Annotated in this window: 21 protein-coding genes and 1 pseudogene; 17 read left to right on the top strand and 5 right to left on the bottom strand. The window is 42.3% G+C overall.

Going from position 1 to position 23,304, the window contains the following annotated elements; translation table 11 throughout:
- Positions 1-78 precede the first annotated feature (78 nt).
- Entirely contained in the window at positions 79-921 is an 843-nt protein-coding gene (locus tag NCWK1_RS14760; protein WP_103125230.1) for a methyltransferase domain-containing protein, read from the top strand.
- Here NCWK1_RS14760 and NCWK1_RS14755 read toward each other — a convergent pair.
- From NCWK1_RS14755 to NCWK1_RS14745, 3 genes are all read right to left on the bottom strand, one after another.
- Positions 890-1,729, bottom strand: a complete 840-nt coding sequence (locus NCWK1_RS14755) for an SGNH/GDSL hydrolase family protein (RefSeq protein WP_245894903.1) — start codon at positions 1,727-1,729, stop codon at positions 890-892. The two genes, NCWK1_RS14760 and NCWK1_RS14755, sit on opposite strands and share 32 nt — an antisense overlap.
- A 292-nt stretch (positions 1,730-2,021) precedes the next feature.
- The gene (locus tag NCWK1_RS14750; protein WP_103125228.1) at positions 2,022-2,711 is read right to left on the bottom strand and encodes a response regulator transcription factor; all 690 of its coding nucleotides are present in this window, start codon (positions 2,709-2,711) and stop codon (positions 2,022-2,024) included.
- 1 nt (position 2,712) lies between these two features.
- Complete coding sequence (locus NCWK1_RS14745) at positions 2,713-3,816, bottom strand: sensor histidine kinase (RefSeq protein WP_103125227.1); 1,104 nt, start codon at positions 3,814-3,816, stop codon at positions 2,713-2,715.
- Between the two features lie 271 nt (positions 3,817-4,087).
- On the opposite strand from NCWK1_RS14745, the gene kdpA reads away from it, so the two are divergent.
- Genes kdpA through kdpC form a run of 4 tightly spaced genes read left to right on the top strand, consistent with a single transcriptional unit; the run spans position 4,088 to position 8,936 of the window.
- Entirely contained in the window at positions 4,088-5,833 is a 1,746-nt protein-coding gene (gene kdpA, locus NCWK1_RS14740; RefSeq protein WP_103125226.1) for a potassium-transporting ATPase subunit KdpA, read from the top strand.
- Positions 5,834-5,885: 52 nt separating this feature from the next.
- Positions 5,886-8,018 (top strand): potassium-transporting ATPase subunit KdpB, encoded by a 2,133-nt coding sequence (gene kdpB / locus NCWK1_RS14735; protein WP_103125225.1) that lies wholly within the window; start codon positions 5,886-5,888, stop codon positions 8,016-8,018.
- 22 nt (positions 8,019-8,040) lie between these two features.
- Entirely contained in the window at positions 8,041-8,292 is a 252-nt protein-coding gene (locus tag NCWK1_RS14730; RefSeq protein WP_187308151.1) for a potassium-transporting ATPase subunit F, read from the top strand.
- Complete coding sequence (gene kdpC, locus NCWK1_RS14725; RefSeq protein ID WP_103125224.1) at positions 8,292-8,936, top strand: K(+)-transporting ATPase subunit C; 645 nt, start codon at positions 8,292-8,294, stop codon at positions 8,934-8,936. Before NCWK1_RS14730 ends, kdpC begins: the two co-directional genes overlap by 1 nt.
- 93 nt (positions 8,937-9,029) lie before the next feature.
- Here the strand turns inward: kdpC and NCWK1_RS14720 are convergent, their stop codons facing one another.
- Entirely contained in the window at positions 9,030-10,070 is a 1,041-nt protein-coding gene (locus tag NCWK1_RS14720; RefSeq protein WP_103125223.1) for a ribonuclease T2 family protein, read from the bottom strand.
- 188 nt (positions 10,071-10,258) lie between these two features.
- On the opposite strand from NCWK1_RS14720, the gene NCWK1_RS14715 reads away from it, so the two are divergent.
- The 12 genes and pseudogenes from NCWK1_RS14715 (at position 10,259) to NCWK1_RS14660 (ending at position 21,503) form a co-directional block, all read left to right on the top strand.
- Positions 10,259-12,205 (top strand): APC family permease, encoded by a 1,947-nt coding sequence (locus tag NCWK1_RS14715; RefSeq protein WP_103125304.1) that lies wholly within the window; start codon positions 10,259-10,261, stop codon positions 12,203-12,205.
- Positions 12,206-12,337: 132 nt separating this feature from the next.
- Positions 12,338-13,000, top strand: coding sequence for a CAP domain-containing protein (locus NCWK1_RS14710; protein ID WP_096581520.1), 663 nt, complete (start codon positions 12,338-12,340; stop codon positions 12,998-13,000).
- A 219-nt stretch (positions 13,001-13,219) separates the two neighbouring features.
- The gene (locus tag NCWK1_RS14705) at positions 13,220-14,386 is read left to right on the top strand and encodes a pyridoxal phosphate-dependent aminotransferase (protein WP_103125222.1); all 1,167 of its coding nucleotides are present in this window, start codon (positions 13,220-13,222) and stop codon (positions 14,384-14,386) included.
- A gap of 151 nt (positions 14,387-14,537) precedes the next feature.
- Positions 14,538-14,624, top strand: a pseudogene (locus tag NCWK1_RS14700) (Mo-dependent nitrogenase C-terminal domain-containing protein); the annotation flags it as partial.
- Between the two features lie 165 nt (positions 14,625-14,789).
- The gene (locus tag NCWK1_RS14695) at positions 14,790-15,464 is read left to right on the top strand and encodes a response regulator transcription factor (RefSeq protein WP_096581516.1); all 675 of its coding nucleotides are present in this window, start codon (positions 14,790-14,792) and stop codon (positions 15,462-15,464) included.
- A 107-nt stretch (positions 15,465-15,571) separates the two neighbouring features.
- Positions 15,572-15,772, top strand: a complete 201-nt coding sequence (locus tag NCWK1_RS14690) for a hypothetical protein (protein ID WP_096585419.1) — start codon at positions 15,572-15,574, stop codon at positions 15,770-15,772.
- Between the two features lie 223 nt (positions 15,773-15,995).
- Positions 15,996-17,234, top strand: coding sequence for a GNAT family N-acetyltransferase (locus NCWK1_RS14685; protein ID WP_103125221.1), 1,239 nt, complete (start codon positions 15,996-15,998; stop codon positions 17,232-17,234).
- Positions 17,235-17,327: 93 nt separating this feature from the next.
- Positions 17,328-17,801, top strand: coding sequence for a Holliday junction resolvase RuvX (ruvX, locus tag NCWK1_RS14680; protein WP_103125220.1), 474 nt, complete (start codon positions 17,328-17,330; stop codon positions 17,799-17,801).
- A 131-nt stretch (positions 17,802-17,932) separates the two neighbouring features.
- The gene (locus NCWK1_RS14675; protein WP_096581510.1) at positions 17,933-18,505 is read left to right on the top strand and encodes a DUF3727 domain-containing protein; all 573 of its coding nucleotides are present in this window, start codon (positions 17,933-17,935) and stop codon (positions 18,503-18,505) included.
- 302 nt (positions 18,506-18,807) lie between these two features.
- Positions 18,808-19,347 (top strand): YqeG family HAD IIIA-type phosphatase, encoded by a 540-nt coding sequence (locus NCWK1_RS14670; RefSeq protein WP_096581508.1) that lies wholly within the window; start codon positions 18,808-18,810, stop codon positions 19,345-19,347.
- 370 nt (positions 19,348-19,717) lie between these two features.
- Positions 19,718-20,827 (top strand): glutamate 5-kinase, encoded by a 1,110-nt coding sequence (gene proB, locus NCWK1_RS14665; protein WP_103125219.1) that lies wholly within the window; start codon positions 19,718-19,720, stop codon positions 20,825-20,827.
- 37 nt (positions 20,828-20,864) lie between these two features.
- Positions 20,865-21,503, top strand: a complete 639-nt coding sequence (locus NCWK1_RS14660; protein ID WP_103125218.1) for a restriction endonuclease subunit R — start codon at positions 20,865-20,867, stop codon at positions 21,501-21,503.
- Here NCWK1_RS14660 and NCWK1_RS14655 read toward each other — a convergent pair.
- Positions 21,500-23,155, bottom strand: a complete 1,656-nt coding sequence (locus NCWK1_RS14655) for a dipeptide ABC transporter ATP-binding protein (protein ID WP_103125217.1) — start codon at positions 23,153-23,155, stop codon at positions 21,500-21,502. The genes NCWK1_RS14660 and NCWK1_RS14655 overlap by 4 nt on opposite strands.
- Between the last annotated feature and the right edge of the window lie 149 nt (positions 23,156-23,304).

Raw genomic sequence — 23,304 nt, 5'->3', positions numbered from 1 at the left:
TGATTTAATTAAAAACACACATGGTAGCCTACCAGTATGTTTATTTAAACTCTGTCTTGTCTTAACATTATTTGTTTTATGAGTACAACACTATATCAGCAAATTCAGCAGTTTTACGATGCTTCTTCGGGTTTATGGGAAGAAATTTGGGGCGAACATATGCACCACGGTTTTTACGGTGCGGATGGCACGCAAAAAAAAGAGCGCCGTCAAGCACAAATTGATTTAATTGAAGAGTTGCTGAATTGGGCAGATGTCAAAACAGCAACTAATATTTTGGATGTGGGTTGTGGTATTGGCGGTAGTTCTTTATACTTGGCAGAAAAGTTTCATGCTAGAGCTACAGGTATTACTTTAAGTCCTGTGCAGGCGGCGAGAGCAACAGAACGCGCCCAAGAAATGCTGTTAAATCTGAGAAGTAAGTTTTTAGTGGCTGATGCTCAAGCAATGCCTTTTGCAGATGATAGTTTTGACTTGGTTTGGTCGCTGGAAAGTGGCGAACACATGCCTGATAAAACTAAATTTTTGCAGGAGTGTTATCGCGTATTAAAACCAGGTGGTACTTTAATTATGGCGACTTGGTGCCATCGCGCTACGGATGAAACGCCACTAACAGCAGATGAACAAAAGCATTTGCAAGATATTTACCGCGTGTATTGTTTGCCTTATGTGATTTCGTTACCAGAGTATGAAGCGATCGCCCATCAATTACCATTAAAAAATATCCGCACTGCTGATTGGTCAGTTGCGGTTGCACCATTTTGGAATATAGTTATTGATTCCGCATTCACCCCCAGTGCCATTTTTGGGTTGTTGCGTTCTGGCTGGAGTACCATTCAAGGAGCCTTAGCACTGGGATTAATGGGTCGCGGTTATGAACGTGGGTTAATTAAGTTTGGGTTGGTGTGCGGGAATAAGTAGAGATTCCGGCTTCTTGAATTGCCGAAAAAGCTGTTTCCCCAATGATGCGGTGCGCCATAGTTGTGGGATGAATACCATCCCAAAATAAAAACTGGTCGGGATTACCACATACTTGAGAACCAGATAAACATGAACTGCTAACATTAGTCAAACCAAATGCAGCCGGATTAGCGATCGCACTGCGATACAAGGTGTTAGCATCCAAACTGACAATCTCTAAGTCAGGATGCTGCTGGCTTAGTATCTTCAGCGATCGCCGCAAACCTTGATTATGTGCTTGGGTTAATGAACTCAGATTGAAGGAATTTGTGTTGCTGCTTGTTGCTGGTAACTTGCCTAAATCTGGTAGATTCGCCACCAGAAATTTTTTCGCACCGACATCAGTTAAAGAAGCGATCGCTTGTGTGACATTTTCAATTGGGACATTTACATTATTTACTCCTTGTAAATAATCATTCGCCCCCGCCCAAACTACATATAAGGCATTTGAATTAGTCTTTTGATGTGTCTGGGTAAATGACTTGACTTGAGTTAATAAGTTCGGGACATAATTGTTGCCCACATTACCAGTAGTTGCACCTCCGTAAGCAAAATTGTTAGTTTGCTGACTGGATAGATGCAGGCGATCGGCAAGATATTCAATCCACACCCGACCATTAGAGTAACGCCCCTGAAAGTATGTTGGACTAGGGGGGTACATTCCCCCTGTTGCTTGAAATACCTTACCTGCATCCGATAGACTGTCGCCAAACACATAGAGTCCGGCGATCGGATGAGTACTAGCAAAAGAATTTGTGAGTAGAACCATGATAAAAGCTAAAAATGATAGTCCTATTACTAAAAATGAATTCTTTTTTGGCATGAATGTGCGGTTTTATTGCCAGTTTTTCAACTAATATTTGGTTAGCTAATTGCTTCTCTAGGCTAACAAGCTACCTGAAGGGATTGTGAGTATAACCGAATACTTTTAGGTGTGGATTTTGCTAAATTAGGACTAAAACTGCATCTCATAGATTTATGCTTGAGGCTGTAAATAGTCCAGAAAAGTCTGCTTTTTGACCATTGGAATTGGACTTTTTATTCTGCCAGTTATGTAATACCTATGACAGATGATCTTTCCCAATCATGTCGTTTTTGATCAAACCCTTTTTTAAAGCAATCATCACTGCTTGGGTGCGATCGCTCGCCTCTAACTTTTGTAAAATGGCATGAATATGCACTCGCACTGTCCCAGGTGCAATATATAGTGCAGATGCAATTTCTTGATTGGTTTTACCTGCTGCTAACAGCGATAAAATTTCTTGTTCACGCTGAGTTAAGGGATTGGCAATCTTGGAGATATTTTCTAATTGAGGCAGTTCAGAAACAAAAGAAGAACGAATTTCTCTTGTTGCAGTTTCATCCCACCAAGAAGCGCCAGCCGCCACAGAACGCAATGCTAAAACTAATTTTTCCGCAGCAATGCCTTTCAGGCAATAACCTTGAGCGCCTGCTTCAATTAACTTGAAAATTAAAGGCTTTTGCGAGTGGGAAGTGAGAATTAAAATTGGCAGTGCAGGATTTTGCTGCTTAATTTGTCTACAAGTTTCAATTCCACCAATTCCCGGTAAACCCACATCTAACAACACAATATCTAGAGGATGTTCTTTGACTAACTCAATAGCTGTTTCACCATCTTCCGTCTCAGCAATAATTTCTAACCCAGGTTCTTGTTGCAACCGTACTTGCAAACCTAAGCGAAAAAGTTCATCATCTTCAACTAGTAGAATTTTGATTGGGGTAGAAGACATTTCACGCAGTTGGCGGAGATGGAAATGGATAAACAGGTAGTCTAAAAGCAAACACAGCACCAGTCGGCACTTTGTTCTCTGCCCAGATTATACCCCCGTGGGCTTCAATAATTTGCCGAGATAAATAAAGCCCCAATCCTGAACCTTTAGCTTGGCGATCGCTATGACCTTGATAAAATCTTTCAAATAAGTGAGAAAACTGTTCTGATTGAATACCCGCACCCGTATCTAAAATTTTCACGACTTGATAAGAAGTTTGTGGTTCTAAAAAAACTTCCACCTTCCCTCCGCGCCGGGAATGATTAATGGCATTCACTAACAGATTATTAAACACCCGATGCAGTTGCAACGCATCACCATACACCCACAATGATTGTCGCCAATTAGAATCGCCATAACTTACCGACAGATGAACACGACGATTTGCAGCTAAATCCATCAAATCACCAGCTGCTTCTTCTGCCAAGATAGTTAAATCTACTGGTGCTAAGTCCAGCTTTAAACCTTCGGTATCGTTGCGATAAACATCTAAAAGTGTTTCTACCAGTTGTAGAGAAGTCTGGTGACTACGTGCCATTGTCGATAAGACTTGTTGTTGCATTGGTACAACTGGGCCAAATTTTTCTTGTTGAAAAGCTTTGATAGTTTCAATCGCCCCTAACAACGGTGTTTTTAAATCATGGGTAAGAGTAGAAGCAAAATCTTCTCGTACCTTGACCAATTCCGCTTGCGATTCTAACTTAGCGCGAGTTACTGCGATCGCCTCTTGAGAACGACGCAGGCGATCACTTAAAATACCAGTCACAATTAACGCCATCGCCGCAATTAATCGACTGGCGACCGTAGATACCTTAACTAATTCATTGTCTGGTACAACCAGATTCAACAGAGTTAAGCACACAGCAACTACAGTCGCCTGAAAAGTTGCCATACCCCCAAACCAATAGTTTGTTAATAAGATTGCGCCTGTATACAGATATCCAAATACATATTCTGTTGGTGTCTTAAACTCCATCACCATCACACCAATAAACAGACCGAATATGATGATAAATCTGCCAAATCGTGAGTTATTAGCTAGTATATTTTCGGTAAATAACCTCATTTAATTTAAGTAAGATTCTCTAAAATTATATTTAATATACTAAAACTATAGAGGTTTATATCCCCGACTTCTTAAAGAAGTTGGGGATCTGATTTGTTGTTTCAACTCGGCGTTTAGTAGCTAACTAAACGCTAGATATAGAAAAAATAAACGCTGTATATTTCAAAAATATGTATAAATTTATATCTTCTATCTCTTGTTTTTCCCTCATAAAAAATCGATGATCTAAATTAATCCCAGTAATTACAAACTGTCTAAATAATTAATATTTATGCTCCAAGGATGGATTCAAATTGGACTAACGCTACTTATTGTAGTAGCCATAACTCCATTTTTTGGGCGATATATGGCGCGTGTTTACCAAGAACGCAGCACATTTCTCGACCCTATTTTAAACCCAATTGAACGTATACTTTACACTTTAGTTGGGGTACAAACTAAAGCAGAAATGACAGGCTGGCAATACGCCAGAGCCATTCTCTACAGCAATATCGTCATGGGTTTGCTGATATTTTTGATTATTATGAATCAAGGATGGCTACCCTTTAACCCAACCAAAATCCCTGCACCAACTTGGGATACAGCCCTACACACAACAATTTCCTTTATTACTAACACCAACCAACAACATTATTCTGGTGAAACATATCTGAGTTACGCCAGTCAAATGTGGGGACTTGGTTATCACATGTTCACCTCAGCCGCCACTGGTTTAGCAGTGGGAATTGCTTTTATTCGTGGATTAACAGGTAGACCATTAGGTAACTTTTATGTGGATTTGATTCGCTCAATTACGCGAATTTTATTACCTATTTGTATTGTTGGTGGAATTGCTTTGATGGTGGCTGGTGTTCCCGAAACCTTGGCAGGGCCAGTTGTATTCCCGACTTTAGAAGATTCTAGTGTAAGTCAAGCGATCGCTCTTGGCCCTGTTGCCCATTTTGAAATCATCAAACAACTCGGAGAAAACGGCGGCGGTTTTTTTGCGATCAACTCAGCCCACCCCTTTGAAAATCCCAACGGATTTTCTAACTTAATTCAAATTGTGGCGATGTTATCAATTCCCACATCCTTGATTTATACCTACGGTTTGTTTGCCAATAACACCAAGCAAGCCTGGTTAGTCTACGGGATGGTGGGCATAATTTACATCACATTTATTATCATCACCGCCATTGGTGAATATAACGGCAACCCAGCAGTAAACACACTGTTAGGTAGCACCCAACCCAACTTAGAAGGTAAAGAAGTCCGCTTTGGTTGGGCGCAATCAGCCTTATTTGCCGTCAGTACCACCGGAACCATGTGCGGCGCAGTCAACAGTTTACACGACTCCTTTATGCCCAACGGTGGTTTTGTCACCCTCTCCAATATGTTTTTACAAATCATTTGGGGTGGACAAGGCACAGGTACAGCTTATTTATTTGCCTACCTCATCTTGGCAGTATTCGTCACAGGCTTAATGGTAGGACGCACACCAGAATTTCTCGGACGCAAAATCGAAAAGCGCGAGGTAGTACTAGCGAGTTTCTTGATTCTCCTAGTTCACCCAATCTCCATTATGATTCCTGCCGGTATTGCTTTAGCCTTCCCCGACCAACTAGCAGGAATCAGCAACCCTGGCTTTCATGGCTTTGCCCAAGTCCTTTATGAATATGCTTCGGCTGCGGCTAACAACGGTTCAGGCTTTGAAGGCTTAGGTGACTCCCAACCATCACCCATCGCCATTGCAGCAGGGGCAAAAACCACTGCAACCGCCTTGTGGTGGAACCTCAGTACTTGCTTCAGCCTCCTCGCCGGACGCTATATCCCCATCATCGGCTTACTCTTACTGGCTGATAGTATGTCTCGCAAACCCCAAGTCCCCTTCACAGTTGGCACATTACGCACCGACACCGGACTGTTTACAGGCGTAACCGCAGGCGTAATTTTAATTCTCGGCGCACTCACATTCTTTCCCGTCCTCGCCTTCGGCCCCATCGGTGAAGCCTTCTGGATAGCCAAAGGCATCGGCTAACTCAATACTCCTTTGCGCCTTTGCGTCTCTGCGTGAAAAAATTCCTCTTTCTATGAAAACCAACACAACACCTCGTCTACCTCAAGGAACCCGTGACTCGCGCAAACATACCCCCAAAGCAGATATGCGGGGACTCTACCAAAGAGCGATTAAAGAGTCATTTCTTAAACTCCACCCCAAAATAGCTGTCCGTAACCCAGTCATGTTTATCGTCTGGGTAGGAACAATTGTTACCTTTCTCGTTACCCTCGACCCCAATTTATTCGGCACAATTCAAGCAGATGTTAATCAACAACGCTTATTAAACGGGTTAATTACACTCATCCTGTTTTTCACCGTTGTCTTTGCCAACTTTGCCGAAGCCGTAGCTGAAGGACGCGGTAAAGCCCAAGCTGATTCCTTACGTTCCACCCGTTCTGATACCGTTGCGAGTAAAATTCTCCCCGATGGTTCGATTCAACAAGTTAATTCTACAGAACTGCGACGCGGGGATTTAGTCAAAGTAGTAGCTAATAACATGATTCCCGCCGATGGCGAAGTGATTCAAGGTATTGGTTCAGTGGATGAATCAGCAATTACCGGAGAATCAGCCCCGGTACTCAAACAACCAGGTACAGATATTGCCAGTTCAGTTACAGGCGGTACGCGCTTACTTTCTGATGAATTAACAATTCGGATTACAGCTGATCCTGGTAAGGGCTTTATTGACCGGATGATTTCTTTAGTAGAAGGCGCAGAACGCACTAAAACACCGAATGAAATTGCCCTAACAGTATTGTTAGCCGTGTTAACCCAAGTGTTTTTAATTGTGGTAGCAACGATGCCGCCCTTTGTTAACTTTATTGCTCACTTTATCAGTACGGTATTTGGTACAGAAGCCAGCAACAGCTTACGGGCGGGTGCGAGTGTGGCGATTTTGATTTCATTATTAGTTGCTTTGATACCGACAACTATAGGCGGTTTGCTGAGTGCGATCGGCATTGCAGGGATGGATAGAGTAGCGCAATTTAATGTGATTGCCACCTCTGGACGCGCCGTTGAAGCCTGTGGTGATATCAATACCCTAGTGCTAGATAAAACAGGTACAATCACCTTGGGCAACCGGATGGCGGATGAGTTTATCCCTGTTAACAGTTACACCATTGAAGATGTCGCCAGAGTTGCCCATGCTGCCAGTGTATTTGATGAAACACCAGAAGGTAGATCAATTGTCAAACTGGCAGATACTTATCACGTTGGTGTAGATTTCGATATCAATCAAGCAGAAGGGGTAGAATTTTCTGCCAAAACCCGGATGAGTGGGACAAATCTCCCCAACGGTAAGCAAGTCCGTAAAGGGGCGGTAGATGCAATTAAAAGCTTTGTTCGCTCTCGTGGAAGCCATATTGCTAGTGATGTTGATGCAGCTTATGAGCGAGTTTCCCGGTTAGGCGGTACACCCTTAGCCGTTTGTCAAGATGACCAAATTTTTGGGGTTATCTATCTCAAAGATATTGTTAAACCCGGTTTACGTGAAAGATTCGACCAACTCCGGCGGATGGGTGTCAAGACAATTATGCTCACAGGTGATAACCGCATTACGGCTGGTGTGATTGCTCAAGAAGCAGGTGTTGATGATTTTATCGCTGAAGCTACACCAGAAGACAAAATTGGTGTAATTCGCGCCGAACAATCTCAAGGTAAATTAGTAGCGATGACCGGAGATGGTACTAATGATGCACCCGCATTAGCTCAAGCCAACGTGGGTTTAGCAATGAACTCTGGGACACAAGCTGCTAAAGAAGCCGCTAACATGGTGGATTTAGATTCTGACCCCACCAAATTAATTGATTTGGTCACTATTGGTAAACAGTTACTTATTACCCGTGGGGCGTTAACTACTTTTTCTATTGCCAATGATATTGCTAAGTATTTCGCCATTATTCCCACTATCTTTGCGGCGGCGGGAATTGGCGCACTCAACATTATGGGACTGAAAAGCGCCCAATCAGCCATTATCTCAGCTCTAATTTACAACGCCTTAATTATTCCGGTACTGATTCCGTTAGCACTGACGGGAGTCAAATTTCGTCCCCTGACAGCAGATCAATTATTAAGACGCAACATTTTCATTTATGGTTTGGGCGGAATTGTTGCACCTTTTATTGCCATTAAATTAATTGATGTCATCTTACCTTTTTCTTAATTTTTAACGACTCATCAATGTTATGAAATCTTTTCGTTTACCTCAAATATTGGTAGAGATAATTGATTCTATGGCTGATTACCGCATTCCAAAACTGCCCTTATATATCTTTTTGGGAATGTGTTTGAATCTGGCGATCGCACCTGTTGTTTATGCCGCCACTGGAGAAAGTTTTTCCCATATTCAAGCTTGGTCATTAGGTCTGTTAGGACTAGTAACTTTAAGCCTTTCTACTTATTTATTTTTTGTTATGTTTGTCCCGGAGAAATTCTAATGAGTTTTGCACGCGAAGTTAACCGAGCCATTCGTTCTACTTTAGTTCTTTGGGTAATTGGCGCTATTATTTATCCCTTTGTGATGATCGGTGTTGGACAGATTATTTTGCCATTTCAAGTCAATGGTAGCCTGATTAAAAATAACCAAGGTCAAGTAATTGGCTCTAGTTTAATTGGTCAACCTTTCACTTCCGAAAGATATTTTAATAGTCGTCCTAGTACCACCAGTTACAGCACTGCTGACCCGAAAAAAGATGAAGCGGGAGTGTTAAAAACTGGGGTTTCTGGTGCGAGTAATTTAGCCCCCAGTAATTCAGCATTAATAGAACGTATCAAAGGTAAAGATGACCCTGACCCCAGCAAACGTGTTGAAGGTGATTTAAATCGGTTAAAAAAAGCAGGTATCCAACCTACCGCCGATTTAGTTTACACTTCTGGTTCTAGCCTCGACCCCCACATTACCCCGGAAGCTGCCAAAGCACAAGTTAACCGTGTAGCCAAAGTGCGAGGACTCCAACCCCAGCAGTTAGAAACTTTGATTGCTCAAAATACTGATGGTCGCTTTCTAGGTATTTTTGGTGAACCAGGAGTTAATGTTTTGAAATTGAACTTAGCTTTGGATGGGTTGAAGTCAGCAAGTTAGCCAGAATTTTATATCAAAATATTTTTTTGATTGGGCGATCGCATCACACATAGCGATCGCCTTTATCTTTTATACTTAACCCAACAACTTTAATTAATTACGTGCATCGTCAATTAAGCAAGACTTGAACTTCTCAAGTTTGGCTTTTGGGCTATTGGTTAACAAGTCACTAATTAAAGTGTTAGGGGTAATATCGCCTCTGAGGTTAACCCAAAGTTCACCTAATACTGCATTGGTGCATTTGACTTCTATCTTGTCCCCAGCATTCACACCCAAAGACGACAAGGCCTGATCAATATCCTTGAGTGTAACTTGACGACCAATATTACTAGCTACTAATGCTTGAATAGGAGATTTGTTAAAGGTATCAATTAGAGCAATAGACTCAGTAAAATATTCCTCTGGTGTACCTTGATAACAAGTACCATGCTTAATCCATTCATGTCTTTGCAAATTAGAAGCAGTTCCTGGCATCACAACTTGTAGCTTTGCCCAAGTGTCAGGTGACAGTTCTGTCTCTACCGCAGGTAACTTTGACCAAGCACTGGCTTTATCAAAGGTGATATCAGTCTGACTGACTCCACAATAAATATTAGATTCAGGCTGAGGCCACAAACCATGTAAAGCAAAATTGGTAGCTTCGGGACGGTTGGGATTTTTCGCTAAATTTTTACACTCAGTTTTTTCGGGTTTGGACTCACAAAAAGCTGGTTGCCAACTCACTGCTAGTAAATAGTCATTACCTACAGCCACAGGAATGACAGGCGGTATCTTTCCTGTCGTATCAGTAGGCAAACCATCGGCACTAACGCAACTAGTAGGAACCCAACGCCGGGAAGGGCTGGCACTGGCAATTTCTAGTAGGTAGTGAGAAGGGTTATCTTTATTTTGACCAACGATTTGATAAGTCTGTCCCGGTTGTAATCTGACATTGCCGGGGTTTGTGCCTTTTTTAATCGAGATTACGGCTTCACAAGCACCAACAGCAGTGGTGAATTGACTTTCTGTGGGAACCAAAGCAAAAGCAGGATGAGGCAATAGGATCAAGGAAAACGCTAACAGGATAACTAATGCTAACTTTTGTTTGAGCGATCGCAGCATAAAATACTCCTTATATCTATACCTAATATCCATAGACAAGTCATACTTTTCCTGATTTTTGTCAGGACTTGGTTTATGGAAATCAATTATTTGGGGAAAATTTCTAATGTAAAAACTTGTTGTTCTTTATTCTGTAAGTGGATTTGTAGTTCAAAATTTTGAATAAAACTACCAAACTCAAAGCACTCACAGCAGCGACTTTTATAACAAAATCGGATTTGATGGCTAAATCAATGTTCTCAACAAAACGGCTCAGTAGACGGTTTATGCGCTGGTTACTGGCAGAAAACCGCCGCGAAAAGGAAGGGCCTTACCAGAAGGAAGAAGCACACCGCCAGCATCCTTGGTGGCAAGTTATGTGCTTAACCGGTGTAGATTATTTTTCTACTCTCGGCTATCAACCGGGAATTGCGGCATTGGCGGCAGGTGCGCTTTCTCCTATTGCTACGCTTATTTTGGTTTTATTAACGCTCTTTGGTGCATTGCCAATCTATCGCCGTATTGCTGCTAAAAGCCCACATGGTGAAGGTTCTATTGCTATGTTGGAGCATTTGCTGTCTTGGTGGCAAGGCAAATTACTGGTATTGTGTCTACTTGGCTTTGTGGCAACTGACTTTATTATTACTATTACTCTGTCTGCCGCTGATGCCACAGCCCATATCATTGAAAATCCGCTGACACCAAGTCTGCTGCACAGTCAAAGCATTGCTATTACCTTAATGTTAATTGCTTTACTCGGTGTAGTTTTCTTGAGAGGCTTTAAAGAAGCAATTGGGATTGCGGTATTTTTAGTGGCAGTTTATCTGCTGTTAAATTTAGTTGTCATTAGCATTGGGTTATATCATATTGCAATTAACCCAGGTGCGATCGCAAATTGGCAAACAGCACTTTTCGCCCGTCATGCCAATTTCTTTGCTCTCATCGGCCTAGCTATCCTATTATTTCCCAAACTGGCATTAGGCTTATCAGGATTTGAGACTGGTGTAACTGTTATGCCCCTAGTTCAAGGTAGCAGTAGCGATACCCCAGAAATGCCCAGAGGAAGAGTGCGGAATACCCGCAAGCTACTGACTGCTGCGGCTGTAATTATGAGCTTCTTTTTACTAACCAGTAGTTTTGTCACTACTCTGTTGATTCCCGCCACAGAATTTGCCACAGGTGGTAAAGCCAATGGCCGCGCCCTTGCTTATCTGGCACATCTGTATTTAGGTAATGGCTTCGGTACCATTTATGATTTAAGCACCATTTCTATTCTGTGGTTTGCTGGCGCATCCGCAATGGCAGGACTACTAAATATTGTGCCTCGTTACTTACCGCGTTATGGTATGGCACCGAGTTGGGCGTTACTAACCAGACCCTTAGTATTGGTTTATATCACGATTGCCTTTGTGGTAACAGTGATTTTCCAGGCAAATGTAGAAGCACAGGGTGGTGCTTATGCAACAGGTGTATTGGTATTAATAAGTTCCGCCGCCTTTGCTGTTACTTTATCAGCCCATCGTCAAAATTCTCCAAAAGGAAGATTCATTTTTGCATTGATAACACTGGTCTTTATCTATACAACAATTGTAAATATTATTGAGAGACCAGAAGGGATTAAAATCGCCGCGTTCTTTATTGGTGCAATTATTTGTACTTCCCTAGTTTCCCGCGTTTGGCGCTCCACAGAACTGCGAGTAGAACAAATAGAAGTTGATGAAAATGCCCGCCAATTCATTGCTGAAGAAAGCCAAGGTGCAATCCGCATCATTGCTAATCGATTAAATGTGGGTGATGAACAAGAATATTTGTTAAAGGAAAAAGAGGTACGGGAAGATAACCACATTCCGCCGACAGATCCAGTGATCTTTCTAGAAATTTTGATATCTGATGCGTCAGATTTTACTGATGTGATTCGAGTCAAAGGTGTACAAGTTGGTGATTATCGAATTTTACGTGCTGAAAGTGCCGCAGTACCCAATGCGATCGCCGCTTTATTACTGTATATTCGTGACCAAACTGGTAAAATTCCGCACGCTTATTTCGGCTGGGTAGAAGGAAATCCCATCCAATATTTACTGCGGTTTATTTTATTTGGTGAAGGTGATATTGCCGTAGTTACCCGTGAAGTACTGCGTCGCGCCGAAAAAAATCCCCATAGGCGACCAGGAATCCATGTCGGTGGTTGAGAAATCATAGAGGCGTTGCCTTGCAGCGTCTCTATCAAGGTTAAACAAGTGCTAAATTTTTACGTAATTAGTTAGTACCCAGATGTAAAAATAGTTTAGTGGTTTGTGCATCCCTAACCTTGAATCAAGACAATGGATACAAAGAGCAAAGTCAACATTTGGTGGAGATACGTTGTTTTGTTTACGGTAGTTTTAGCATTTAGGCCAACTACCTATTTCATCCACCAGGCTTTGCGGGGACACCCAGTGGATATTAATTATTTTTGGACAGAACTTTCTCCCTTTGGACTGCTAAAACAAGGTCTTTATAACGGGAATGGTGGCGCTGATTGGAAAATTGGCCAGCCAAAAGTTACCATTTGGAATGCCCAACAGTTGCGTGATGAGCCAGAGTTGAGACAGTTTGCCTTAGAATTGGTAAATCGCGATCGCACCCTCAATAATTTAAAACCACTAAAAGCCGACTCTTTACTTTCATTAGCCGCAAAACTCCACGCCCAAGATATGCTGGAGCAGCAATATTTTAATCATATTTCCCTCGATGGGAAAAATCCCCGCGATCGCTATATTGCCGTTAGCGGTAATCGGCGTGTCGGAGTTGGCGAAAATATTATTAAAGATAGTGTGCAAGGTTTAGGGTTAACTTACGGCACAGTCGAAAATTTTCAACGCAGTTGGATGTACAGCAACAACCACCGCACCAACCTCCTCACCCGTGAATACAAAAAATTTGGCTATGGTATAGCAGTCGGTAAAACTGGTCAAATTTATGCAGTGCAAATGTTTAGCGATTAATTTTTGGATGATAGACTCAAAACATAATATCTAGCTTCATAGGGAGGTAAAAATGTACAGACAATTAAAGAAATTTAAATGCGTGTGATTAGCCACAGAATTTTGCGAGATTTCTGTGATGCACACACAGATGCAAAGGAATTCACCCAAAGGCAAAACTCGGTAGAGTTTCTGGGATATCCTTAAATAAGTGAGAGATTTGCCAAAGAATAAGTAAGAATGAAACTGGCAGCAAGAGTAAGTCAGGTAAAACCTTCTTTAACCTTAGCGATCGCAGCTAAAGCTAAGGCCATGAAGGCAGAAGGTATAGATGTTTGTAGTTTTAGCGCTGGCGAACCGGATTTTGACACACCAGCGCATATTAAAGCCGCAGCAGCAAAAGCTTTGGAAGAAGGCAAAACCAAGTATGGCCCCGCAGCTGGAGAACCAAAGTTAAGGGAAGCGATCGCCCAAAAGCTGAAAACTGATAACGGTTTAGATTACAAAGCAGAAAATGTCATCGTCACCAATGGCGGTAAACATTCTTTGTACAACTTGATCTTGTCACTCATCGATCCAGGTGATGAGGTAATTATTCCGGCTCCCTATTGGCTGAGTTATCCCGAAATGGTAACTTTGGCAGGTGGTGTATCAGTAATTGTCAACACTGATGCTTCCACAGGCTATAAAATTACACCGGAACAACTGCGCCAAGCCATTACCCCCAAAACTAAGTTATTTGTCCTCAATTCTCCATCTAACCCAACAGGGATGGTATACACGCCAGAGGAAATTAAAGCTTTGGCGCAAGTAGTAGTTGATGCAGATATCTATGTAGTTTCCGATGAGATTTACGAAAAAATTCTCTACGACGGTGCAGAACACATTAGCATTGGTTCTCTCAGTCCAGAAATTTTTCAGCGCACCTTTATTAGTAACGGCTTTGCTAAAGCTTACTCTATGACAGGTTGGCGCTTGGGTTACTTAGCTGGGCCAATAGAAATTATTAAAGCCGCCAATTCCATACAAGGGCATAGTACATCTAATGTTTGTACCTTTGCTCAATATGGGGCGATCGCAGCCTTACAAGAATCTCAAGACTGTGTAGCCGAAATGCTGGCAGCTTTCACCAAACGGCGACAAGTTATGCTAGAGAGAATCAACGCCATTCCTGGACTGAATTGTCCCAAACCAGATGGTGCTTTTTATCTGTTTCCCGATATCAGCAAAACCGGACTGAAATCCTTAGACTTTTGCAACGCTTTGATTGAAGAACATCAAGTTGCAGTCATTCCTGGAATTGCCTTTGGTGCAGATAATAACATTCGTCTTTCCTACGCCACTGATTTAACCACAATCGAAAAGGGATTAGATAGGTTAGAAAAATTTGTGCGGACTCACATTTAGAGTTGTCATTTGTTATTCGACATCTTTGAAAGTTAAATGTGCGTTTCTTAGAAACCTTGTAGAGACGTTTCATGAAACGTCTCTACAATCTTTTCCAGAGATGTCTATTAAAGTACATCGGCGGTTAAATATTCTTATCTGAACCTTGTTGTTGTATCAGCCACTAGTAAGTCTGCGTTTTCGAGCGCTGTGTTATCTTACTGATGAATGTGGTGAAGATGTAACTGTTTATTGTTAAACTTTGAAAGTCACAAACAGCAGCTATCGGTAATTACAGACGCACACTTGTTATCTGATTCAATCTATACTAAGCTATTTTAGAACTAATTAGATATGTGTCGAACTGGTTCTCAGTCTGTATCAATTACTGCCTTACCTTGCTGAAATCATTAAAATCATCAATATGACACACATCTTACTTGTAGAAGATGAGGTCAAACTGGCGCGATTTATCGAATTGGAACTGAATTACGAAGGTTATCAAGTCAGTGTCGCCTACGATGGATTAACTGCGCTGACTGCGGCGCGGGAGTTACATCCAGATTTAGTTATTTTAGATTGGATGTTACCTGGGTTATCAGGATTAGAAATTTGTCGTCGCCTACGGAGTACTGGTGATAAAGTCCCAGTAATATTATTAACTGCTAAAGATGAAGTCAGCGATCGCGTTGCCGGTTTAGATGCTGGTGCTGATGATTATGTAGTAAAACCGTTTAGCGTTGAAGAACTCTTAGCCAGAGTCCGCGCTCATCTGCGTCGCAATCAAGAAGCAGACGCAGCCGATATCTTAGAATTTGAAGATCTCAGCTTAAATCGCCGGACTAGAGAAGTTTATCGCGGTGACAGATTAATTGAATTAACAGCCAAAGAATTTGACTTGCTCGATTATTTACTTTCCCATCCCCGACAGGTAATTACCCGCGATCGCATTTTAGAAGAAGTCTGGGGTTACGACTTCATGGGCGATTCCAACATTATCGAAGTTTATGTCCGTTACTTGCGCCTCAAACTCGAAATCAATCAAGAAAAGCGCCTGATTCAAACCGTCCGCGGTGTTGGCTACGTCCTACGAGAGTAGATTGCAAACAACCGTTAAACTTCATTGCAAAATAAAAAGGTAATCCGAGCAACATGATAAGTTTTGATGATGTGAAGCAACAGCGCTATAAGGAGAACACAGTGGCAATGGAATCCAACTTACTCACGGGCAAAGCTGTACAAAACGAAGATTTTAGCGAATATGTCGCCCACTTACAGCTGCACATGACTCTACAAGCTCGCAATCTGGTTCCAACCCTCCACCATACCGTAGAAGATAGTAGACAACAACTCCTCCATCAAACCCAAGCCAACTTTGAAAAGTTAATTTCTCGGCAAGGTTTGTAAATATAGGAAATTTAACTAAAAGTCAAATAAAATAAAAGCAGGTATTGTTGGGTTAACGCCTATAGCGCACTCATCAAATCTGCTTTTTTTGCTTTTTTAAATATTTAATCACCAAAATCAACCTTTTGAAGCAATAGCCCACAACGGAAAGCCGTTAAAATTATTATTGCATCAGTTCCACCCAAGAGCAGTTAGTTAAGGCTACATGGCCGCTTGAATCAAAATGACTTCATTACTTCCTCGAAATCTCAGCGTTGTCATCCGGCCAGTCCACTTTCGGGATCTGGATGGAATTGAGCGATTAACTCAAGAGTCATTCACTGCAATGACTCCTAACGAGTCTAGTTGTGCCAACCATCAGATGCAATCGCTGCGTCGCTGGTATGGATTACTCAAATTTTTGAGTTGGTTTCCTAATCCCCTACAGTATCGTTTCTGTGCATTCGTAGCTGAACAGGGACGGATGCTTTTAGGCATGATTCAGGTGTCACCATTTAACCGCACCCGTAGTACTTGGCGCATTGATCGGGTGCTGCTAGATCGCACCGCGGATAAGCAAGGAATTGGCTCACAATTGTTGCGTCACTGTTTTGAGTCGATTTTAGAAGCTCGGACTTGGTTATTAGAAGTAAATATTAATGATGTCGATGCCCTTGCACTGTATCGGCAAAATGGATTTCAACGTCTAGCAGAAATTACATACTGGAAAATTGAAGCTGATTTACTAGCGGAATTAGCACAAGCAGAACCAGATTTACCTAACTTGCTCCCAGTCAGTAACGCAGATGCTCAGTTGCTCTATCAACTAGATACAGCATCCATGCCGCCTTTAGTGCGTCAGGTATTTGACCGCAACACCCGCGATTTTAAAACCAGCTTGTTCGGAGCCTTAACTGATGCAGTCAAGCAGTGGATAACCAAAACTGAAGTTGTCAGTGGTTATGTGTTTGAACCTCAACGCAAAGCCGCAATTGGCTATTTTCAAGTGCAGCTTGACCGCAAAGGCGAAACTCCTCATGTAGCTACGCTGACAGTTCATCCTGCATACACTTGGTTGTATCCAGAATTGCTGTCGCAATTGGCGCGGATAGCACAAGACTTTCCCCAACAGGGTTTGCGGCTGGCTTCTTTAGACTACCAGCCAGAACGAGAAGAATATTTAGAACGGATTGGTGCGAAACGCACTGAACACACTTTGATCATGTCTCGCTCAGTGTGGCACAAACTCCGAGAATCAAAATTTGTCTCCCTAGAAGGCATTCAATGGACTGATGTACTGCAAGGTTTGCAACCAGCGCGTAAGCCAATTCCAGGTGGTATGTCTTGGGCAAAAACAGTACAGCCACAATCTTCAGATATACCAGTGCCAAATAAATCAGAGCCTATTACCTTTAAGTGCAACAACTGTAACATTGAAGCCTCTTGCCAAAATGAATCCGTAGATGGTCAGCAGGAAAAGTAGTGAAATCAACAGGATAGTAAAGAAAGAATATATGACGCAGCACTCACTACTTAGCGTTCGACTGAGCGCTCACGCCGAAGTCACTCAAAACTTATGACAATGACCACAAAGCAGTATATTTCAGCACTAGGATTAGATGTCGGACTCAAGCGCATCGGCGTAGCTGGATGCGATCGCACTGGTTTAATTGCGACCGGAATTACAACAGTTGAACGCTCATCTTTTGAGCGCGATGTTGAGCAATTCCAAAATATAGTTAATGAACGTGAGGTAGAAATCTTAGTAGTTGGTTTACCTTATTCAATGGATGGCTCTTTGGGATTTCAGGCGCGTCAAGTGCAGAAATTTGCCAATAGACTGGGTAAGGCTCTCAAACTACCCATTGAATATGTTGATGAGCGCTTGACTTCTTATCAAGCAGAGCAAATGCTGATTGCAGAAAAAGTCTCACCATCTCGGAATAAAGGTTTAATTGACCGCAAAGCAGCAGCACTAATTTTACAACAATGGCTGGATACTCGACGAGCTACCGCAGTTAAGATGCTGTCGAGTATGGATAGCTTTTGACATGATATTCTGAAAGCAATTACCTAGTAGTTGTGTCTGAATGTGAAACTATTGGCTTGACATTATTTGTCATTCAACAGGAAAGCAGTTTTCACAGTTGCGGGTAAAGATTAAAGTTTAACTAATCGGCTATGTTTTCCTCTCCATTTTCTGAAGATAACGATCGCGATCGTACAGTTTCCATCACCTTGACTGATGACACAGGGCGAACTCTCGAATGTTACATAGAACATTCGCTCTCTGTAGATGGGCAAGAATACGTCTTACTTCTTCCTGTGGACTCACCCATAGAAGTTTTCGCTTGGGAAGGTGAAGACGAGGAAGAAGAAGCCGTTTTAGTAGAAGATGATGCCATCCTTGACGAAATTTTTAGCACCGCCCAAGCAGTCTTATCTGAGCAAAACTTGATTCTCAAAAATACAGCTTACGCTTTAACCGTTGCTGGTGAATTACCTGCTGTAGATGAGTCGGAACTTTTTACATTAGAAATAGAAGACGACGAAACAGATTTAGAGCCAGAGCAATTACAGTTACTCGCCAGCTTCTATCACGAAGAACAGGAGTATGCTATTTATACCCCCCTCGACCCCTTGCTCTTTTTTGCCAGGATTACCAAAGAAGGTAATCCTGAATTACTCTCTCCAGAAGAATTTCGCCAAGTACAACCACTACTAGAAGAACAACTTTTTAACGAAGTGGAATAAAACTGTAAAAATTCAAAATTAAAAACATCACATTCTTAGATTTTTAATTGCGAATTTTTATCAGCATAATTCCGCAGGAGTTTAAGCACTTTCCATAAAAAACGCGTAAAACAATTTTTCTCTGGGCGCTAAATAGGAGAGCAAAGCTCTGCTCCCCTGATTAAAATTGAATAATACCAATTATCTAAAATACCCATAAGCGCTTATTACCAGATTTATGGGTATTTCTCTATTACTTCTGAAATATTAAACAAATGCTCTAAAGCAAGAGCATTTCTCATTGTGATCCTTAAATATTGTCTATGACTTGGAACAATCTCTTACAGCCTGACTTGATTTTACACGGTTCAGTATTGCGATTGACTAAAAAAATTATTCAACAATATGGGCTGAAGGGACTAGTTTTAGATGTAGATGAAACTTTAGTTCCCTTTACAGTCGGGACTCCTTCACCAGAATTGAGACAATGGGTAGAAGAAATCCGCATGAACGTTGATTTGTGGTTAGTGAGCAATAACTTAAGTGAATCTCGCATTGGCAGCATTGCCCGTTCTTTGAACTTACCTTACTACTTAGGTGCAGCCAAGCCCTCTCGCCGGAAAATTAGAGCGGCTCTGCAATCAATGGATTTACCTGCACATCAAGTGGGTATGGTGGGCGATCGCTTATTTACTGATGTTTTAGCCGGGAATCGTCTGGGAATGTTTACAATTCTCGTAGAACCGATTATTCACCCTGATGCTGCACTGCGTTCCCATCCTGTGAGAAATTTTGAAGTTTGGTTTTCCGAAATTTTGGGAGCCTCTATCACTCCCAAGCAAAACACAATTCACAAAAAGTAACAAATCGTCAGGAAAAGAAAGCTAAAGAAATAATTAAGGATGATTTAGAAACACACAAAATGGGAGATTATAAGTATTAATAACATGGGGTCAGCCAAAAAAGACCCTAGTAAATAGCAAATAACTATAAACTGGTAAAGCGTCACCTTCACTATAGAAGGATTGGCGCTTTACTTTTTAGTCCAGAGTCAAGAGTCTAAAGTCAAAAGTAACCATTGACCCATTGACCATTGACCCCTTCGGGGTGACGCTCCTAACGTCGCTAACGCTGCGCTAACACCAGTCGCTCATGGGGGAAACCCCCTTGGCGTTAGCCTCTCCCTTTGGGAGAAGACCGCGCTGGCTCACCATTGACCATTGACCATTGACCATGACCAAAACGATTGTCGTTAAAATCGGCACTTCTAGCCTGACCCAACCAGAAACAGGGCAATTAGCACTTTCTACGATCGCAACTTTAACAGAAACACTTTGCAATTTAAGGCAGCAGGGCAATCGAGTGATTTTGGTGTCCTCTGGTGCAGTGGGTGTTGGTTGTGCAAGATTGGGTTTAACAGAACGCCCCAAAGCGATCGCCCTCAAACAAGCAGTAGCCGCAGTTGGTCAAGGGCGGTTAATGCGGATATATGATGATTTGTTTACTACCTTGCAACAGCCGATTGCCCAAGTTTTGCTAACTCGCAGCGATTTAGTACAGCGTAGCCGATACCTTAACGTTTACAACACCTTTAAAGAATTGCTGGGACTGGGTGTAATTCCCGTAGTTAATGAAAATGACACCGTAGCTGTAGAGGAACTGAAATTTGGTGATAACGATACCCTATCAGCATTAGTAGCGAGTTTAGTAGAAGCCGATTGGCTATTTTTACTTACCGACGTAGACAGATTATACTCAGCCGATCCCCGTTCTGTACCCGATGCCAAACCCATTTCCTTGGTCAGTAATATTAAAGAATTGGCAAAACTGCAAATCCAAACAGGCGGACAAGGCTCACAATGGGGTACTGGTGGGATGGTAACAAAAATCTCTGCCGCCAGAATTGCGATCGCGGCGGGAGTACGAACGGTAATCACGCAAGGGCGATTTCCCCGCAATCTCGAAAAAATTTTACAAGGGGAACCTTTAGGAACGCACTTTGAACCGCAACCAGAACCCACATCAGCCAGAAAACGCTGGATAGCTTACGGACTTGTGCCAGCGGGAAAATTGTATTTAGATCAAGGTGCGATTATAGCCATATCGCAAGCCGGAAAATCATTATTAGCAGCAGGTATCAAAGCAGTAGAAGGAGAATTTGACACCCAAGCAGCTGTGCAATTGTGCGACACCAACGGTAACGAAATTGCTAGAGGGCTAGTAAACTACAGCAACGATGAACTGCAAAAAATTTGTGGCCGTCACTCCAGAGAAATTCCCGAAATTCTAGGGTATGTTGGCACAGATACCGTAGTGCATCGAGATAACTTGGTTTTGACTTAAATAGAATTAGAATATCGGGAAAGATAGATACATCCAAATGGTACAAACAATCGCTGCGGAGAGGATAACGCTCTATGATTTGAAGCAGCGTTTCAAATTGCAACAAACGCAAGATGAGTCATTTTTCTTTGAATGGCAAGAAAGTTTACCTGAGCTAACTGATACTGAAAAACAGCGGCTTATAAGAGTAGAGGCCATAGTTGCTAATTTAGAACGGCGTTCAGTGCTAGAAAATACAGTTAAGCTGGCTGTAGTTGCTCCCTTGTTGGATTTATCAGGGCTGTTTTTGCCTCCGTTTTACGTTAGCACAGAAGACTCAGTAGAAATTGCTACCACTGATGAGGATATCGTAGTCCGGGGGCGAATCGATGTCCTAGTTCTCAAAGAACAACTTTGGGTGTTAGTGATTGAGTCAAAGCGAGCAGAAGAATTTTCTCTCAAGGTCGGTATCCCGCAAGTATTGCCCTATATGCTGGCGGCTCCCAACGGTAATCGTTCCCGTTATGGGCTTGTTACCAATTGCACAGATTTCATATTTTTGAAACTCCTTTGTCAAGATGTGCCAAGATATGGGCGATCACGCCAGTTTATCTTAGGACAAGATCATGACCTAGAGCGAGTGTTGCAAATCTTAAAGCGCTTGGCTGAGATTGTTGGACAAGACCATTTGGATTAAGTACGAGCCAAAAGAGGAGCCGCAGCTAATAGTGTTTGAGTATAAGGATGTTGCGGATTGGCAAAAATTTGTTTTGTTGGGCCGAGTTCAACGATTTTGCCGCCATTCATCACCGCAATGCGATCGCATAAAAATCGTGCTAACCACAAGTCATGAGTAATAAATAGATAAGTTAACTCAAATTCTTCTTTTAACTGCAACATCAAATCCAACACTTGCGACTGCACGCTTGCATCTAACATACTCACAGGTTCATCGCAAATCAACAGTTTAGGGCGAGTAATTAAAGCCCGCGCGATCGCCACTCTTTGCTGCTGTCCGCCAGATAAATCTGATGGGTAACGTTGATAATAAACTTCTGGCGGTGTTAACCCAACTTTTTGCAACATCCACAATACTTCTTCTTTGGCCTTAGCCGCATCAGCCAGATTGTGAATTAACAAAGGATCTCCTATACTCTGCCCTACAGTCATCGCTGGATTTAAACAAGCATGGGGGTCTTGAAACACCATTTGCATCTGTCGGCGGGAAGAGCGAATTTCTTGCCGTGATAGCTTGGTTAAATCCTTACCCAAAAATTCCACCTTGCCAGATGTCGGACGAATTAGCTGTAAGATAGTCCGCGACAGTGTGCTTTTACCACAGCCCGACTCACCAACTAAGCCTAAAATTTCTCCGGGAAATAAATCAAGGTTAATACCATCTACTGCTTTGATTGTTTGATTCTCCGCTTTAAACAGCCGTTCAATCAAATTAGGCTCGATTGTGTAGTGTTGCTTTAGTTCTGTAATCCTCAAGATAGGCGATTCGGAAATACTTTCATCATTACCTAATCCCCAGTCCTCAGTTACCTCATCTACTGTTTGAATATGCAAAGCGGCTTGTAGAAGCGATCGCGTATATTCATGCTGAGGATTGCCAAATACCGATGTAGTTGCCCCCATTTCTACCATTTTGCCGCGGTACATTACACCGATGCGATCGCAATATTCTGCTACCATTGCCAAATCGTGAGAAATCAGCAGCAGCGCCATATTTTCTTCAGCACACAAACGGGTTAATTCTTGTAAAATCTGCGCTGAGACAGTCACATCCAAACTAGTGGTAGGTTCATCAGCCACAATTAACTTAGGATTAAGAAGCAGTGCCAAGGCGATCGCTACCCGTTGTCGCATCCCACCGCTAAACTCATGAGGGTACTGATTCCACCTACTAGCCGGAATTTTTACCTTTTCTAAAGTCGCCAGCGCTTTTTCCTTTGCTTCCTTGGCTGATAATTCTGGTGAATGTGCTTGCAAAGTTTCCAGACAATGTTTACCAATCGTCATTAACGGGTCAAGGCGCGTCATCGGATCTTGGAAAATTAATGCTACTACTTCTCCCCGAAATTTCCGCAACTGAGTTGGTGTTAAATCAAATACTGGCTCTCCTTGAAAAGTTACTCGTCCCTCAATCCGGCTGGATGACGGTAACAACCGCATTACTGCCCTTCCCAAAGTAGATTTACCACACCCAGACTCCCCCACCAAACCCATTCTTTCCCCAGGTTGTAGTGTCAAAGATACATCATCCACCGCCCAACTAAGTTCTTCCCCACAGCGCTGAGGATAAGCAACTCGTAAATTTTCTATACAAAATAAAGCGTCACTCATATTTATTTATCAGCCTAGAGCTACCAGCTGGAATAATTTCAAATTTTAGCTAGTGTATCAAATTCCCTAAAGTTCCTGCTCTCAGTGACTGATAAAAAACTCTGCATTTTAAAATGCTCACAAACCCAAACTAAAAAGGCGCTCTCCTC

This window comes from Nostoc cycadae WK-1, from assembly GCF_002897135.1.
Lineage (GTDB): Bacteria > Cyanobacteriota > Cyanobacteriia > Cyanobacteriales > Nostocaceae > Nostoc_B.
This window is presented reverse-complemented; position numbering and strand designations above follow the sequence as displayed.

Coding starts and splice junctions, on each gene's coding strand:
- NCWK1_RS14715 (WP_103125304.1), top strand. CDS start 10,259: ATGGCTAAATCAATGTTCTCAACAAAACGGCTCAGTAGACGGTTTATG.
- NCWK1_RS14755 (WP_245894903.1), bottom strand. CDS start 1,729: ATGGTTCTACTCACAAATTCTTTTGCTAGTACTCATCCGATCGCCGGA.
- proB (WP_103125219.1), top strand. CDS start 19,718: ATGACCAAAACGATTGTCGTTAAAATCGGCACTTCTAGCCTGACCCAA.
- NCWK1_RS14750 (WP_103125228.1), bottom strand. CDS start 2,711: ATGTCTTCTACCCCAATCAAAATTCTACTAGTTGAAGATGATGAACTT.
- NCWK1_RS14685 (WP_103125221.1), top strand. CDS start 15,996: ATGACTTCATTACTTCCTCGAAATCTCAGCGTTGTCATCCGGCCAGTC.
- NCWK1_RS14730 (WP_187308151.1), top strand. CDS start 8,041: ATGAAATCTTTTCGTTTACCTCAAATATTGGTAGAGATAATTGATTCT.
- NCWK1_RS14760 (WP_103125230.1), top strand. CDS start 79: ATGAGTACAACACTATATCAGCAAATTCAGCAGTTTTACGATGCTTCT.
- NCWK1_RS14705 (WP_103125222.1), top strand. CDS start 13,220: ATGAAACTGGCAGCAAGAGTAAGTCAGGTAAAACCTTCTTTAACCTTA.
- kdpC (WP_103125224.1), top strand. CDS start 8,292: ATGAGTTTTGCACGCGAAGTTAACCGAGCCATTCGTTCTACTTTAGTT.
- NCWK1_RS14690 (WP_096585419.1), top strand. CDS start 15,572: ATGGAATCCAACTTACTCACGGGCAAAGCTGTACAAAACGAAGATTTT.
- NCWK1_RS14710 (WP_096581520.1), top strand. CDS start 12,338: ATGGATACAAAGAGCAAAGTCAACATTTGGTGGAGATACGTTGTTTTG.
- NCWK1_RS14660 (WP_103125218.1), top strand. CDS start 20,865: ATGGTACAAACAATCGCTGCGGAGAGGATAACGCTCTATGATTTGAAG.
- ruvX (WP_103125220.1), top strand. CDS start 17,328: ATGACAATGACCACAAAGCAGTATATTTCAGCACTAGGATTAGATGTC.
- NCWK1_RS14675 (WP_096581510.1), top strand. CDS start 17,933: ATGTTTTCCTCTCCATTTTCTGAAGATAACGATCGCGATCGTACAGTT.
- kdpB (WP_103125225.1), top strand. CDS start 5,886: ATGAAAACCAACACAACACCTCGTCTACCTCAAGGAACCCGTGACTCG.
- NCWK1_RS14745 (WP_103125227.1), bottom strand. CDS start 3,816: ATGAGGTTATTTACCGAAAATATACTAGCTAATAACTCACGATTTGGC.
- NCWK1_RS14670 (WP_096581508.1), top strand. CDS start 18,808: ATGACTTGGAACAATCTCTTACAGCCTGACTTGATTTTACACGGTTCA.
- NCWK1_RS14695 (WP_096581516.1), top strand. CDS start 14,790: ATGACACACATCTTACTTGTAGAAGATGAGGTCAAACTGGCGCGATTT.
- NCWK1_RS14655 (WP_103125217.1), bottom strand. CDS start 23,155: ATGAGTGACGCTTTATTTTGTATAGAAAATTTACGAGTTGCTTATCCT.
- kdpA (WP_103125226.1), top strand. CDS start 4,088: ATGCTCCAAGGATGGATTCAAATTGGACTAACGCTACTTATTGTAGTA.
- NCWK1_RS14720 (WP_103125223.1), bottom strand. CDS start 10,070: ATGGATATTAGGTATAGATATAAGGAGTATTTTATGCTGCGATCGCTC.